Genomic DNA, 16,430 nt, shown 5'->3' on the forward strand with positions numbered 1-16,430 from the left:
GAGCCTCGTAATTCAAAGAATCATGAATCTTGTTTCATGATCTTAAACACGGAATTTTAACTGTAAACGTGCTTCCTTTACTGGTTTCACTTTTCAAAGATAATTTACCGGAGTGTTTTTCTACCATCACTTTAACATAGTTTAACCCTATACCAAACCCTTTGACATCGTGAAGGTTGCCTTGCGGAACGCGATAAAATTTATCAAATATCTGTTTTTGATGAGCTTTATCAATTCCCACACCATTGTCACTGATGTCAATTGCGATGTATTTGCCTTCGTTTCGGGTGGTAATGTTAACCTCAGGTTTTTCAGCTGCGTACTTGATCGCGTTGTCGAGGAGGTTACTGAAAATATTCTCAAGATGAACCTTGTCACCTTCAACGAGGTGTTTTTTAGCGGTCAGATCACACGTTATTTTTCCATTCTTGGCTTCTACGTTAAGGGCGTACGTGTCGGCAACGTGTTGTAGCACTTCGTGTAGGTCGAACTCTTTTTTCTTCAGTGAAACCTTTTCCTTTTCAATGGTTGCGATCTGTAGAATTCGCTCGACCTGACTCTGGAGTCGGCTGTTTTCCTCGTGGATGATTTTTGCATAACGGTGAATTCGCTCTGGATTTTCACCGGGTTTTGTTTTTTGCAGTACATCAGACGACAACCCGATGGTGCTTATCGGGGTTTTAAACTCGTGTGTCATGTTGTTGATGAAGTCTGTCTTGGTTTCGCTGAGCCGCTTTTGCCTGAGTATGATACTGATCGTGTAAGCAAAAAATGTGACGACAAGCAACACCAAAACCGAGGAATAACTCCAAAATTGCATTTTTTGCCATAATGCTTCGTTTCTTTCGGGAAAATGCACACTGAAGAAGTGCCCGTCATTGCTCCACTGGAACGGAGGCATTTCACCCTGCTGTGCTTTTTGGACTTTTGTAGGCGTCACCTTCTCACAATAGACCATGGAGTCGTTGAAACAGTCGTACATACTGAATTGAAACTCCTCGTTGATTTCCAATTTAGAAAACTCAGATCGCAACACAGATTTGAGGTAATACGGATGAATAGTATCGTGCATCCGCACTACAAAAAGGTTGTTTCTCACTTTTTCTACCGGGTCGTAGATCGTTGCTGAATCCTGATGTCTCTCTTGAATGGTGGAAACTGTATTCATCAACGCCTGTGTGACGTCATAGCTGAATTGTTTCTCCTCAATCTCGTAAGCCTGCTTTACCCAAAACACCTGTGACAGTACCAATCCGAACAATAGGATAGTCGCCACGATGATCAAAATACGTATCGTCCCTCTTTTCACACTTTAAAAGTATATACAGAATTGAATCTACGATTATTTTTAACAGGGGTTTAACGAGATAGGTGTTGGGGATTGCTTGGTGGGAGGTCGAGTCCCGAAGCAAGTTCGGGATTTAAGTTAATCTAAGTCTTGACTTGCGTCAAGGACTAAGATTCACTAAGAGTCAAGGTTGAGGTCAAGAGTGAGTGGGAGAATGAGAGCGAGTGGGAGGAAATATGTTTTTCGCGGGGCTCAGAGTTAAGAGATCGAGAGAACAAAGCTACCCCTCCCCCTTACTTAGTGCCCTGGTGCCTTTGTGGCTAATACACTCATTCAACATTCATCACTCATAATCCATCACTCATATTCAAACTCAATAAATCACCTCAATCTTCCCAAAACGTTCTTTTAGCTCGTAGTCTCCTGAGCGGTATTGAAGTTTGTAGCTGTAGGTTCCCTGGTTGACTTTTTCTCCGCTGTTGTTTTGGAGTCCGTTCCAGGAGCGGTTGATGTCGTTGCTCTCGAATACAAGGTTGCCCCAGCGATCGAAGATCAAAATATGATAATCGGTAATACCGATGCCCTGTACTTCAAACTTGTCGTTGAGTCCGTCTCCATTGGGTGTAAAGGCGTTCGGAATGAAAATATTGATGGGGCAGTCTGCAATTTCGATTTCATCGCTTCCTTCACATCCTCTTGGGCTGGTAACGGTTACGCGGTAAAGACCGGATTCCTTTGCTGTGATGGTGGGCGACTCTTGCCCTGTGTTCCAGTCGAAGGTGTGGTTTTGATAACCGGTAATACTGATTTCGACTTCTTCATCTTCACATATTACCGTGTCTGCTGGCAGACCAGGCTGTGGACTCGGTTCTTGATGAAGCCTGAAAACTGCTTTTTCACTTCCGCATTGATTACTTGCTGTTACCTCAAGCGTATCACCCCTTTCAAAGACGCGTTCAATTCCGCTTTTTCCATCTTCCCAGTTGACAACTGCGTTGTTTTGAAGTTCTACACTGGCAGTGTAAACAGTTCCCTCGCACATAGTATCGGGTTGTGGGAATGTAACCTGAGGCGGGAGGATCTGACCGATGAAAATACTGTCAGATTTTGTCCCGCATAAGTTATGAGCTGTCACGCGGTATTTATTACCGGGAAATCCCCATTGTAAACTGTCCTGATTACCGGTATTCCAGTTGAATGTTGCGTTGTTGGCGGGAGCGTTGAGCAAAATGCTGTCGCCTTCACAAATGACCGTGTCATTGCCCAGCGTAAACTGAATAGGGGTATGATAGCGTATGCGGACTGTATCATCATCAAATCCGCACAGATTGGTCACATCTACCCAGTATCTTCCTGTACTGTCGGCAAGGTTGGTGGGGTTGGTAGAGCCGTCCTGCCACAGGTAACTGGCCCTGCTCCATGAAGCATCGAGCAACTGAAGGTCATCGATGCAGTAAACGCTATCGGGGCCTAAATTGGTCACAGGTGAACGATCGTAAAGTGCTACTATAGTATCACTGAAAGATCCGCAGGTGTTTTGGGCTGAGAGCCAGTAAGTATCCTGCGTTGTGATCTGAATCGACTGGGAGTTCTGACCATTACTCCAAATATAGCCTTGCGCTTGTGAAGGACCGCTGACAACCAGGGTGTCGTTTAAACACAAAATCGTATCAGAACCCAGATCGACAGTCAGTGCGCTATCCACATCAAGGTAAAAACTATCCTGGTCAGATCCACATAAATTGGAAGTGGTTACACTGTAAGTACCTTCTTGCTGAACCGTGATTTGAGGTGTTGATGCTCCATTGCTCCACTGGTAGTTACTGCGCGAGAAAGAAGCATCGAGCATTACGCTATTGCCCTGGCAAAATACGGTGTCATCTCGCAATGAAATATCCGGAATGGTATCGTAAAAGACCTCAATTGTATCACTGCTGCTGCCGCAGGCATTGGTAACCGTTAAGGCGTAAGTTCCCGGCTGGTGAACAACCAGCGAATCTGATTGAGAATTGTCACTCCACAAGTAACTGGCAAACTGTGAAGTATCGCGTAAGGTAATGCTGTCTCCAAAGCAAACGACAGTGTCACCACCGAGTGAAGTAATGTGAGGCGATAAAAAAGTAGCCTCAACCGTATCGCGGTCAGATCCACAGAGGTTGGTCGCTTCAGCCCAGTACGTGCCGGATTGTAAGATGGTATCCCACGCAAAAGTATCACCGGTACTCCACAAATAAGAGCTGAGTGTGTCAGTAGCATTGAGAAAAAGAGAATCACCCTGGCAGAGAACAGAGTCTGGTCCTAAATCGATATTGGGCGGAATAGTATAATCAACCTGGATTGTGTCCTGATCAGTACCACAAAAATTAGAAGAAGTGACAGCGTAAACGCCATTATTGTAAACAGTTATCGACTCAGTAGTGTCACCCGTATTCCATTGGTATGATCCCATTGCCACAGAAGCATCGAGGGAGAGCGAATCACCGGAACACAAAAGCGTATCAGCCGGGAGGTGAACGAGAGCCGGAATCAGGGAATCCACTACGACCGTGTCACTCTCAGAACCACAAAAGCTACTACTGACAGTAAGGGAATAGGTATCAGCTTGCAAAATACGCAAGTCTGCTGTGGTATCGCCAGTATTCCAGGAGTATTGATAAGCCGTGTCGTTGAGATTATAAGCCATAGAATCCCCTTCACAGAGAATAGTATCAGGACCGAGATCAACAAACGGACTGCGGTAAATATCGACAGTATCGACAATGGTATCAACATTACAACCGCTAAAGACTGCTACACTTACGGGGTATTGCCCCGGACCCGGGTAAACATGTGAAACAGGAAGTTGAGAAGAAGTGTGCCACACTCCGGTAGTATCACCAAAATTCCAACTCGTACTATCCACAAAAAACGTATCCTGTAAAGAAAGAGATGCTGATAAATGACAACTATCCAACCTCACCACACTGCGGTCAATTAAAAAATCTGAGAGGATATTAGGAAGGCCGCGAGTGGTAGCTGAATCATGACTCGTAGATTGGTAGGGAGCAGGGATTGCTAGGTAATCAATTTCATCGTAAACGTAATTGCAGCCATTTCCAAAGACATTGGGATTATGGATTACTCCTATCGCATATCGGTTATTTACTGCTGAACTACTGGAAACAACATTGTTATTAACATAAATTTTTTTATCCGGCCCCATTTGGAGGTAGAAGTGTTGCCTAGAGAGGTTCATGTTAACTGAACAGAAATTGGAGACAATGTTGTAAGATGAGGGTATGACAGCAGGGTTGTTTGAACTCAAGTCGTATTGAACAAGTGACGGATAGGATAGTCCATACAGAATTTGATCATTTGGTGAAAACTCTACTGCATAAACCGAAGCTTCATTAAGAGGAGACCAGGGTGGGAAACAATAGAATGTACTGTCAAAATTAAGGGTGATGTGATTGGACAATGTACCGGTTGCCCGGTCAAAATCCATCAGTTCAAATCGATTGTTGTTTTGATTTGGCCACGTATTATAAATCTGTTGTGGGTTAGCTGTAGCCAGTCTATTTCCGCTGTGGGAGAATTTGATATGACCATATCGTCCACCATAATTCTTTATAAAGGGCATACCTATACTTGTAGTAGTGACCGGGCCATTGGAAATACCTGTTGGAGTGAGCAGCCAGGATTTATAGATGTTGGTATCGGGTGCACAGGTGACCAGCCAATAATCGCGGTTATTAGCATGACGGGTAGCACCCAAAACCGGGAAGTTATTAGAATCGAGCACCACGTTTTTTTGACCGGGTACAACGCCTCCCAGCCCGTTATTTAGGGTCATATCCACAACAGAGTAAACAAAACGAAAACTGTCTAAAGCAGGGTAGTTTGCTTGAGGGATAAAATCTTTATAGGACTGAATGTAGAAATAGTAGTACTGTTCATCGTTGCAGGGGTTAGGTAATATGAGGCTAGCATGAGAGAACCATAGACGTGAAACAAAGTCACCCTGAAAATGAGCTGCAGAATTTAAAAGACCGTTTTGCATAATTTGATGAGTAGAATCCCAAATGGCGAATGTATTGCTGTAAAATAGAAGATTCCCGTCTTTATCGGAGATGGTAGATGGGTTATCTTCTGCAATCATTGAGGAGTTCTTCATTTTGTTGGGGATCAGCCCATTGAAGTTGAGCGCGAGAGAGTCTCCAAAATACCAGTTATTGGCTTGCCTGCCATGGTTCTGACCATTGCAGATCAGGGAAAAGAAAAGAATCGATATGGTGAGTAGTATGCGCAACATATATTTAAAAGACGAAAGATAATAAAAAAAGAGGCTTGTCAATTGACAAGCCTCTTAGAAAAGAAAACTATGTGATGATTCATTGAATAACTAACCTTGTAGTTTCGATCAGGTTACCCTGGGAAACCTTCACGAAGTATACTCCTTTGGATAGATGAGAAAACTCATTGATCTTGATCATGTTGTTTGATGCATCTAAACTATTTGAGTAGACATTCACCCCTGTTCCTGAATAAATATTTACCGACCAGTTTTCCTCTAATTCACTTTTCCATTCAATGGTAATATCTCCCCTTGTAGGATTCGGATAAACATTGAACTTATGTTCATTGTCCTGAATTAGTGAAACTGCATTATCTGACTTATCAGCAAAGGGGTCCTTTTTGTAGAATTGTCCTTGCATAGATCCCTGAGATTGAGTGAGGGCATTTCCACACCGCGCGATAAACATTTCAAAGATTTGAGTTCCGGAACTTCCAATGTATGGAATAACGGGAGATTGATAGTTATAAGTCAGGTCAATATCGGAGGTGTAAGAACCGGCAATAAAACCGTTGACACCGTAAGCAGCTATACCGGCAACTTCAATAGGTTTATTTGTTGTTCCGCTATTCATCCATTGAACATCTCCATTCAAACTAATGGCTATATTCCACATGTTGGTATAACCATTTCCGGGAGCAGATTCACTCTGATTAGGTACGTGAATTTCTTCTGATATAAATGTACCTGTTGCCAGAATGCGATCACCTGATTCGTCATAGATGATTCCTTGTCCTTCAGCTTCTATAAAATCATTTCCGGTGAAATCTACGGCCCAGTTTTTAATAAATGGTCCCTGAGGCTCAAATGTTGAAGAGCTGATGAAAGCATTATCTATGCCTCCAGCACTTACCATTCCACCACCACTGGCTGATGGGTAATTCCAGCCCGTTAGAGCTTCATTGTAATGACCTGTTGTATAAACCTGAACTTCACCTGTGGCTAATTCATTGATATCAACTTCATTACCCGCTGCTGTTTGATTTGCTTCACCAACATGAATGTAAGAATTTGAAGGAATATTCGATAGATTACTTATCCCGCTTATTACAGCGGTGTATGCATCTGAAGATCCTAAAATAGTATAGGATGAACCGAGTAAAGTCGAATTGATGTATTCACCGGTAATGTATAACTCCTGAGTTCCTACTCTTCTTTCAATGTCATTGATCGAGTTATCCAAGCTACCAGTGTAGTTATTACTTGTGATAACATAATCATTAGTTCCATTATAGCTAACTTCAGAAATAAACAACTCTCCGTTGTTTTTTCCTGCAAGTATAAAATCCTGTAAATTTGATGAGCTCATAATATCTATAGAGGTAAATTCTTCGTTAGTGTAACTGTTTGTTCTATCAACAAAATTAAAATTGTTTAGTGTTAAAGCATCAGTTGATGATCTACCAATAAAATAACCATCTCCAGCTTGAGCCTGGATTATTAGTGTTGAATTTATATTTGTATTAGTGTTATCTTTAACAAGATAATCAAAGTTGATATTTTGATTGCTTGTACTTCCTAAAATAATGATTTCACCATTTCTGTATTCAATGTCAACACCTTCATAATTAGTACTAACTGATCCTGAAGTGGTATATCCAACCCACTCAAAATTAGCGCACTTGTCGTATTTTACGAGAAATAAGCCACGAGGAGAGCTACCTGAGTTGATTGTAACATCACCATTATTAAATGATGCTGAGCCTTCAAAGTAACCGGTAACATAAATGTTGCCATCATCATCACTTTCTACATCAACTGATTTTGTTTCAGATTGAGAATCCTGAGAATAGACTTGCCAGTAAGAATCTGCGTTAGGGTCTATATTAACATCAACCCTGTAGTCAGGACAAGCGCTTGTTGAAACATTCACACTGTAGTCTCCACCGCAAAGATTATCTACATCCTGAGTTGTAGCTCCAAAATTCCACTGGTAAGTTGGAGTTAAAGAACCACTTATAGTTGGGTTGAGTACTATTTCACCATCACAGGCACCAAAGCAAGTATTGTTTGTTACTGTTGGATTAAAAGTGATACCCGTTCCCGGATTAGCAGTGTTGATAGAAATATTACCTGAAGAACTTGTGCAACCATTGGCATCCGTAACAGTGCAACTGTATGTACCATTTGTAAGGTTAGTAGCTGTTCCACTAGTTGAGCTGGAACCTGTCCAATTGTAAGAATACGGAGGAGTTCCTCCACTAACATTTAATACAATTTCACCGTCACTACTATTAATACAAGTTTCGTCTGTAGTATTTGGGTTAAAAGTAATAGCTGGTGGAGCAGGATTAATTACACCTGAATAGACTTCACTACAGTTTGGATTAGAGTTTAGAGAAACTGTTACTGTGTATGTTCCTGCTGAAAGGTTACTGATACAAGCAGTGTTTCCTCCATTACTCCATGTGTAATTTAGTGACGAAGACGAAGCTGTTGCGTTAAAGCAAAGTTGACCTGTTCCACTTGCACACAATGGCTGAGTTGTTTGTATAGATCCTTCATGTCCTTCTAAAGTGATACTTGATATTACTTGCATTGTGCCGCAAGCATTTGTATAGTCAAGAGTGATATCTCGCAATCCATAATTACTATTTAAATTAACTTGTGGACTAGCATCTGTTGAAGTTTGTCCATAGTCAAAGTCCCAAGAATATGATGGATTTGTGGAGTTTATATTTGATGGAAATAAATCAAATGTTGTTGGATTATCATTCTGGCATACAGTACCATTAGGAGTAATGATATAGTTTGCTGGATCTGGGTCGTCATCAGCTGTCACATTAAAAGATGCTGTCCCAATACAACCAGTTTGAGGATCCGATACAGTTACCTGGTAAGTACCAGTTGAAGAAACAGTTATTGAGGAACTTGTTTGAGTTGAAGGGTACCAAACATAATTATATGGACCACCAGATGCATTAGCAGTCAAGATTACGGATCCGCTTCCGGTAGTAGAGCAAATTCCAGATCCTGTTGCTGTAATATTTACAGGGATTTGACCTGATGTACATTGAGGGTTGCAAACGTCTGTTCTCTCAAGAACATCTGCAATGTAGTTCAATGATATATTTTGCGTTGAAAAACTGTTTTGTGTCGGATCAAATACTGACGGGCTGTAAAAAGGAAAATCTTTAGGATTGAATTGAATTGGATCCATCGAACAAGATGTAACATTATTACTAGAGTTGAAAACTACTAATGGAAATCCATCAATTGATCCTCCTCTAGGAGCAAACGCAATATTACCGGAACTACTATGCGTAAATGTAGCCGGTAAATTGAATTTATAAGGGGTTAAGGTATTTGGGTCGTATAATCTTGTATTCCCTAATATTGTTAGTGAGCCTCCAGAATAATCACAAATTAACATGTTGGTTGATATCGGAACGCCATTCATACCAAACCAACCATTCAAAACGTTTATTTCATTAGACCGTTGATTATAATTAACATCATATACTAAATTAGAGTAGCTCACATTAGGATTTAAAAGGTTTACCTTTTTAAGGTTATTGTTATTATCTAGTAGAATTAGACATTCATTATTTTTTAGCTGCCCACCCAAAACGAGATCTCCCTGTCCCGGGATTTCTTCTATATCCATAATATTCAAATCATTTGCATTACTAATATTAATTTGAACGAATTTGGAAGAGTTAGTTATGAAGTTTCCGGATATAAAATTGACATCAAATGAATATAGATATGCTCCACCTGAACCATAAGCTATAATAACGTTATTAGTACCACTTTTTCGCTCAAAAGCAACTGGGGCTCCGTTATTATGAGGATTGGGAGGAAGTGGTAATGGGTATTCTTTGGAATAAACGATAGCCCCATTATCATCAATTAGAGTAAAGCTGGAATGTAGATAATCGTCATTTATGTCTTTGATCATGCCTACTATACCAAATAGTATATCACCATTATACTCTATAGGTTTGATTTGGAAAGGTGTGATTTTTTTTGATGCAAAAGAGGTATTTACCTTAGTCTCATTTACAATACTTCCCGTAGCGCCATCAAAATGTGTTATTCTTAATCCTGCTGTCGCTTGACCTGCCACATAAATATCTCCATCAAATGTTGATGAAGAATGATTGTTGACAGTCATAACCGGATGAATGTTATCAGCTGAGCCAATTCTTTTATGCCAAAGCGGATTACCAAATAGATCTGTTTTTGTTACAAAATGACTGTTGTTGTTATTGGCAATACCACATATTGCATAACCTTCCTCACTACTAGTTGTTATTCGTTTAGTGTGTCTGGGTATTAAGACATCATTGTTAGCAATATATCCAATTTCAGATATAAAGTCGTTTTGACCATATAATAGATTGGTAACTGAAATAATAACAACTCCCATTATAGAGAGTAATACTTTTCTTTTCATAATTATTGAGATTTGAGATTAGGATTCAAACCTCAATAGAAGTAAATACTTATAGTAGAGTATTTACCACATTTAATTACGTGATGACTTGGAAGGAGATGGTGAAAGCCTGTAAATATTATTTGTAAAAGCGAATTTCAACAATCCAGCAATATTGCGAGCATGTACTTTTTCCATAATCGTTTTGCGTCTGTTTTCAATTGTTCTCTTGCTCTTATTTAGAATCTCTGCGATTTCACCGTTTGTGTATTCATCGCAAATTAATCGAACGACTGAAATTTCAAATTCAGTAAGCTTTTCAGATTGAGGCTTATTGTTCATAGTAGGTACTATTTGAATGTTTGAGATTACTGAGTCTAAGATGTTTGGCGAGAAATAAGTATGGTCATTTATGACCATTTCAATAGCTTTTGTCAATTGGTCAAATTGTATCGATTTATGAATAACAGATTGAACTCCTAACTTTATTAATTCCTGAATTTCAGAGCTAGTTTCGTTAACTAAGACAATACATTTTGCTGGTAGGCTTTTAGAACTCCTTATTTCATTGATTAATTGCGGGGTAGCTGGATGATCTAAAATGATAATTTGTTTCTTGAGTAACTGATCCTTTATAGAAAGTAGGTTGACTGTTTTAATTGAAGCATCTTGAAACTTTTGATCTAAAAGGAGTGATATTGAACTGCCTAATAGGCTGTCATTAGAGGCAATTGTAATGGTCATAGTGTATTGAAATTAGGTGTTATTAGTTTTGGTCAATGCTTAAATCGACTCCTAATTTATAAAATTTTACAAATCTTAAAAAAATTGATTTGTATTATGTCGTTCTATTGAATAGGTGAAATTTATGAACAGCAATTACCTCAGCCGGTGAACCACCACCTAATCCATGAAAACGCAGACTTTCAACTCTGACTGATAGCTGAAAAACAGAATTCCACTACATTTGGAACAATGAAAACGACTAGCTATGCCGGCAAATAAATACGCGCTCATCAGGTACAGGGTGATCGACAGGTGTGTCGGGAATAAATACCGTCCGTATCCTGATATTGAGCGGATTCAGGAAAAGTGTGAGGAAGCGCTGGGGAAAACGGTTTCGCGGTCTACCATCGAGAAAGATATGAACGCGATGAAAAATGACGGTGCCCTTGGCTATGAGGCGCCAATTGCTTATTCCAAGGAGTATCGCGGTTATTATTACACCGAGCCTGATTACAGCATTCAGGATGTGCCGCTGAGCGATGAGGAAATTGATGCAATTAAAATCGCGGCCAATACGCTCTCCACATTTAGGGATAGTGGTCCGTTCAAGCAGTACAGCAGCGCGATAGACAAGATTCTCGACAGGGTTGAGATCAGTTCCTCGGCACCGGAAATCGAGCTGGAAGAATTGATCCAGTTCGAGACGGTTCCCACCATGAAGGGAAATGAACACCTCTCTACACTTTTTGGCGCTGCTCGAGAGCATAAAACGGTTGAGTTCGATTACGGCAGTTACCGCAAAAGCGGCTCTAAAAAGCGCAAGGTAGATCCGTATTTGCTCAAGGAATACCGCAACCGCTGGTACCTTATCGGGTGGAGTCACGACAAACAAAAGGTGATTATTTACGGGTTAGACCGCATGGAAAAACTCTCTCTTACAAAACTCGATTTTGTCTCCGACCCAGATTTCGATTCTGATGTTTATTTTAAATATTCTATCGGCATAACAGCGAATGACGGTCAGAGCCCACAGGATGTTGAAGTCCGCGTGGACAACCTCCTGGCCAAATACCTCCAGTCTCAGCCCGTGCATCACTCACAGGAACTCACAGAGACAAAAGAGGGATTCCTGCTAAAGTTAAAAGTGATCGATACTTACGAGCTGAGGGAAAAACTACTGGGCTACGGCAACCAGGTTGAAGTGCTCAAGCCCGCTTCTCTACGAGCTGAGATCAAAGATCAATTACAAAAGACTTTTAAAAAATACGCCAAATGAAATTGTTGATACTGAACGGACCTAACCTCAATTTGCTGGGAACGCGCGAACCGCACATCTACGGAAATCGTGCATTTGAAAAATATTTCAAGTTGCTCAATGCCGAGTTTCCTAACATCGAGCTAGAATATTTCCAGAGCAACCAAGAAGGCGAGCTGATCGATAAAATGCATGAAGAGCGTGATAAAGTTGACGGAGTCGTATTCAATCCGGGAGCTTATGCACACACGTCAATCGCCCTATCAGATTGCATAGCAGCTATAGATACGCCTGTCGTGGAAGTTCATATTTCCAATGTTTTTGATCGTGAGGGTTATCGTCAGAACCTACTGCTCGCCAAAAATTGCAAGGGCTTCATATCCGGTTTCGGACTCGACTGTTACCGATTGGCAGTTGCGAGTTTTGAGAATGGGATTTAGTGTTTTGAGGTTTTAGGTTAAGGTTAAGGCTGAGAGCGTTCTAATTTTGGTTTTGGGATTAATGAAAGTTTAAGTTGTTAAGGGTTTGAAGTTTGTGAGTTTGGTGTTTGTTTTTAGCTGCCAGACCCGAATGCTGAGCGTAGCTGTGGCGGAGTCGAAGTAGAAGGGAGTTAGGAGGTCAACAAGGCCGAGGTTGAGGTTATGCTACAAAGTCACAAAGAACACGAAGGAGCTAACTTCGAGCCCTGGTGCCTTTGTGGCTCTACAACTAAAACGTAAACCGTACCTACGGCACTCAAAAGTTGGTTTTCACACTACGGCTCCGGGCTATCACCCGAGATAGATGGTACCGTGCCTGACGGCACTTTTTTACACTCTTAATGAATCTTCATTTCTAAATGTTTTAAATCAAAAAAGCCTCTCAACTCATTCGTCAAGAGGCTTTCTATTTCAAATAAATAAAGTCTGTTACTTGGCGGGAAGTACTTTAGAGCGCACTTCGCCAAATCCAATGCGGATGCCGTCTTTTTCGCTGTAGCCGCGCATGATTACAGTATCGCCATCCTCGATGAATTTGCGTTCAGATCCATCAGGGAGTTTGATCGGGTTTTTGCCAGACCATGTGAGTTCTAACATAGAACCAAACTCATCGCTCTCTTTTCCTGAGATCGTTCCTGAAGCCATCATATCACCAACGCGAATGTTACATCCGTTTACTGTGTGATGAGCGAGCTGTTGCGCCATACTCCAGTACATGTACTTGAAGTTTGAATGCGCCAGCTTTGTTTCATCAGTATTGTCTGTTTTGATACCCACTTCCAGGTTGATATCAAAACTGTGGTCACCTTTTGTCTTGAGGTATGGAAGTGGCTCCGGATCCTGTTGAGGTCCTGCACAGCGGTATGGCTCAAGAGCATCCATAGTCACGATCCACGGACTCACAGATGATGCAAAACTCTTCGCTAGAAATGGACCTAGTGGTACGTATTCCCATTTTTGCATATCGCGTGCACTCCAGTCGTTGAAGAGGCACATTCCAAAGATGTAATCCTCAGCTTCGTCACTTGATATCGAGTCGCCAAGTGCTTTGCCGTCATACGTTACAAAAGCCATTTCAAGTTCAAAATCCACACGTTTTGACGGACCAAAAACCGGTGGTTGATCAGGATCTGGCTTTGTCTGCCCTTTTGGACGGTGAATAGGCGTTCCCGAAACAATGATAGAGCTCGCTCTACCGTGGTAGCCAACCGGAATATGAAGCCAGTTAGGCAACAACGCGTTATCAGGATCGCGGAACATTTTACCAACGTTAGTCGCGTGTTCTTTACTCGAGTAAAAATCAGTGTAATCGCCAACCTGAACGGGCATGTGCATTGAAGCTGAGCTCTGTTTCACGAGGATAGCGGCCTTGTCGTCATCGCTTGATTCTAGCTTGGCATTGTTCGAATCGAAGATGTTGGCCAGCTCGTTGCGCACGGCTCTGACCGTGTCACGACCCAATTTCATAAAAGGGTTGAGCTTATCCTGGTTGAACACTTCAGCATCTTTGATAATGTCACCGAGGTAACCGCGACTCGCCAGTTCGTACATATCGATGATGTGCTCACCGAGTGCCACACCTACGCGAGCGTCTTTCTCAGTAGTAGAGAAAACACCAAACGGCAGGTTTTGAATGGGAAAGTCGCTGTTTTCAGGTACATCTACCCATGAAGTGCGATTTGGATTATTTGCAGTTATTTCCATAAAATTTATCCGTTTTTATGATTGAAAGAGCGGCTTGGGCGACATCCAGTCGCGAATATCCGCCTTGATTTTAGCAATTTTTTCTTCGTTCTCAGTATCGGTCAGAACCTGATCGATGAACTCGACAATCCGCGGCATGTCGTCCTCTTTGAGTCCGCGTGTTGTAACAGCCGGAGTTCCCACACGCATTCCCGATGTCACAAATGGCGATTTGTCATCGAATGGAACCATGTTTTTGTTAACCGTGATGCCGGCTTTTTCCAGTGCTTTTTCTGCTTCTTTTCCGGTTACATCTTTAGCGCGCAGGTCGATCAGCATTGAGTGGTTATCAGTACCGTTTGAAATCACGTGATAACCGCGTTTCACAAACTCGTCAGCCATTACTTTGGCATTTTTGACAACCTGTACGGTATAGTCCATGAACTCATCAGTGAGTGCTTCACCAAATGCAACAGCCTTGGCAGCAATTACGTGTTCGAGCGGACCACCCTGCGTACCCGGGAAAACTGCTGAATCGAGCATTTGCGACATCATCTTCACTTTTCCTTTTGGCGTTTTGAGTCCCCACGGATTTTCAAAGTCTGATCCCATCATGATAATTCCGCCACGCGGACCACGAAGTGTTTTGTGCGTGGTGCTCGTCACGATGTGGCAGTGTTCGAGCGGATCGTTCAAAATCCCTTTGGCGATCAATCCGGCCGGATGTGAGATATCAGCCAGCAGAAGTGCACCGTTTTCATCGGCTATTTTGCGCAATGCTTCGTAATCCCAGTCGCGGGAGTAAGCTGAAGCACCGCAAATGATCATTTTTGGTTTTTCTTCTTTCGCTTTTTCGGCAACTTTTTCGTAATCGATAACACCAGTCTCTTTCTCTACTCCGTAGAATGAAGGAGAATATAGCTTTCCCGAATAATTGACTGGTGAGCCGTGCGTGAGGTGTCCACCGTGTGACAGATCAAAACCGAGGATTTTATCGCCCGGTTCGAGACAAGCCAACATCACGGCAGAGTTTGCCTGGGCACCCGAGTGCGGTTGTACGTTTACCCACTCAGCTCCAAACAATTCTTTGAGGCGCGTTCGTGCCAGGTCTTCAACCTGATCAACAACTTCACAACCACCGTAATAGCGCTTGCTTGGAAGACCTTCAGCATATTTATTTGTAAGCACTGAGCCCATTGCATTCAATACGTTATCGCTAACAAAGTTTTCAGATGCGATAAGTTCCAGCCCATCCTGTTGCCGTTCTTTTTCGGCACTTATGAGATCAAATATTTCTTTGTCCTTTTTCATCTGTTATCATTAATTCATCAAAGGTCAGATGGAGCCGCATAATTTAAAATCATTCTCCATTGTTTAATGATTATTTTAGCTATGCTTGATTCATCTTTTTTATTCGAGTTCCACAAAAATACGACTTAGAGCAAGGTAACCAAGATTTGGGAGAGGTTTGTATGTTGAGGTCAAGGTTGAGGTCAAGGCCGAGGTTGAGGTTGAGGTTGAGAAAATTCTAATAGTATTTTGGGTTTATTGTGAGGTTAAGGTTTTAATAGGTTTGGAGTTGGGAGGTTTAGTGTTTGTTTTTAGCCGCCAGACCCGGATACTGTGAGGAGTACGGAGAGGTGCATTGAGCGGAGCCGAAATGCGGTGCCGAAGGGTTGAGTCGAAGTAGGAGGGAGTTTGGAGGTCAAGCTGGAGGCACTGACCGCAACCTTGAGTACTCTAAAGTTGAAAGGTTTAATAACACACTAAAAAATCTTTTTACTAATTTTCACTTCAAAAGAAGTATGCATGCATAACATCTTAGAGCTTTACAACAAGATCAATAAATTCGGGCAGGACCACGACATGAAATTTGAAGTTCCTGAGCCCGGTAAGGTAATTTACAGAATGAAAGTTCAGGAACGCCACATGGCAACTCCGGTTGCAATTCACGGTGGAATGGTAGCCGGGATGATGGACAGTGTGTTGGGAGTAGCAGCTTTGTCGGTTTCCTGTGAACGCGGCCGACTCGTATCGACTGTAGAGTTCAAATTGAACTTCCTGCACCCTGCTCACCTCGGAGATGAGTTAGTTGGAGAAGGAACAGTAGAAGAGGAGGGGAACAGAATTATCATTACGAGCGGTGTGATAAGCGCTGTCAACAGGGACACAGTAATCGCTAAAGGTATGGGAACATTCAACAGCTACCCTTATGAAAAGAGCGGAATTGAAGAAAAATTGAAAAAGGGATGAACTAAAAAGAAGAATTGATGTTTCAATAGTATCAA

9 protein-coding genes are annotated in these 16,430 nt (G+C 41.8%); 3 read left to right on the forward strand and 6 right to left on the reverse strand.

Going from position 1 to position 16,430, the window contains the following annotated elements; translation table 11 throughout:
* Positions 1-34 precede the first annotated feature (34 nt).
* The 4 genes from F3059_RS05185 to F3059_RS05200 form a co-directional block, all read right to left on the reverse strand.
* Complete coding sequence (locus F3059_RS05185) at positions 35-1,309, reverse strand: sensor histidine kinase (protein WP_151167070.1); 1,275 nt, start codon at positions 1,307-1,309, stop codon at positions 35-37.
* A 352-nt stretch (positions 1,310-1,661) separates the two neighbouring features.
* Complete coding sequence (locus F3059_RS05190) at positions 1,662-5,579, reverse strand: T9SS type B sorting domain-containing protein (RefSeq protein ID WP_151167071.1); 3,918 nt, start codon at positions 5,577-5,579, stop codon at positions 1,662-1,664.
* Between the two features lie 79 nt (positions 5,580-5,658).
* Positions 5,659-10,020, reverse strand: coding sequence for a T9SS type A sorting domain-containing protein (locus F3059_RS05195; protein ID WP_151167072.1), 4,362 nt, complete (start codon positions 10,018-10,020; stop codon positions 5,659-5,661).
* Positions 10,021-10,092: 72 nt separating this feature from the next.
* On the reverse strand, positions 10,093-10,743 hold the full coding sequence (locus F3059_RS05200; RefSeq protein ID WP_151167073.1) for a helix-turn-helix transcriptional regulator: 651 nt from the start codon (positions 10,741-10,743) through the stop codon (positions 10,093-10,095).
* A 247-nt stretch (positions 10,744-10,990) separates the two neighbouring features.
* Between F3059_RS05200 and F3059_RS05205 the strand changes: the two genes are divergently transcribed.
* The gene (locus tag F3059_RS05205) at positions 10,991-12,001 is read left to right on the forward strand and encodes a helix-turn-helix transcriptional regulator (RefSeq protein ID WP_151167074.1); all 1,011 of its coding nucleotides are present in this window, start codon (positions 10,991-10,993) and stop codon (positions 11,999-12,001) included.
* A complete protein-coding gene (locus F3059_RS05210; RefSeq protein WP_151167075.1) occupies positions 11,998-12,420 on the forward strand; it encodes a type II 3-dehydroquinate dehydratase in 423 nt (140 codons plus the stop codon). Before F3059_RS05205 ends, F3059_RS05210 begins: the two co-directional genes overlap by 4 nt.
* A 468-nt stretch (positions 12,421-12,888) precedes the next feature.
* On the opposite strand, the gene fahA is transcribed toward F3059_RS05210, so the two are convergent.
* Positions 12,889-14,163: a fumarylacetoacetase gene (gene fahA / locus F3059_RS05215; RefSeq protein WP_151167076.1), complete on the reverse strand. Its 1,275-nt coding sequence runs from the start codon at positions 14,161-14,163 to the stop codon at positions 12,889-12,891.
* A 15-nt stretch (positions 14,164-14,178) separates the two neighbouring features.
* Positions 14,179-15,453 (reverse strand): serine hydroxymethyltransferase, encoded by a 1,275-nt coding sequence (locus F3059_RS05220; RefSeq protein ID WP_151167077.1) that lies wholly within the window; start codon positions 15,451-15,453, stop codon positions 14,179-14,181.
* Between the two features lie 498 nt (positions 15,454-15,951).
* On the opposite strand from F3059_RS05220, the gene F3059_RS05225 reads away from it, so the two are divergent.
* A complete protein-coding gene (locus F3059_RS05225; RefSeq protein ID WP_151167078.1) occupies positions 15,952-16,395 on the forward strand; it encodes a PaaI family thioesterase in 444 nt (147 codons plus the stop codon).
* Positions 16,396-16,430 lie beyond the last annotated feature (35 nt).

The organism is Salibacter halophilus, assembly GCF_008806325.1.
GTDB lineage: Bacteria > Bacteroidota > Bacteroidia > Flavobacteriales_G > Salibacteraceae > Salibacter > Salibacter halophilus.

Bases quoted from the DNA above. Each gene is read 5' to 3' on its own strand.
- F3059_RS05190 (WP_151167071.1), bottom strand. From the start codon at position 5,579: ATGTTGCGCATACTACTCACCATATCGATTCTTTTCTTTTCCCTGATC.
- F3059_RS05195 (WP_151167072.1), bottom strand. From the start codon at position 10,020: ATGAAAAGAAAAGTATTACTCTCTATAATGGGAGTTGTTATTATTTCA.
- F3059_RS05200 (WP_151167073.1), bottom strand. From the start codon at position 10,743: ATGACCATTACAATTGCCTCTAATGACAGCCTATTAGGCAGTTCAATA.
- F3059_RS05205 (WP_151167074.1), top strand. From the start codon at position 10,991: ATGCCGGCAAATAAATACGCGCTCATCAGGTACAGGGTGATCGACAGG.
- F3059_RS05210 (WP_151167075.1), top strand. From the start codon at position 11,998: ATGAAATTGTTGATACTGAACGGACCTAACCTCAATTTGCTGGGAACG.
- fahA (WP_151167076.1), bottom strand. From the start codon at position 14,163: ATGGAAATAACTGCAAATAATCCAAATCGCACTTCATGGGTAGATGTA.
- F3059_RS05220 (WP_151167077.1), bottom strand. From the start codon at position 15,453: ATGAAAAAGGACAAAGAAATATTTGATCTCATAAGTGCCGAAAAAGAA.
- F3059_RS05225 (WP_151167078.1), top strand. From the start codon at position 15,952: ATGCATAACATCTTAGAGCTTTACAACAAGATCAATAAATTCGGGCAG.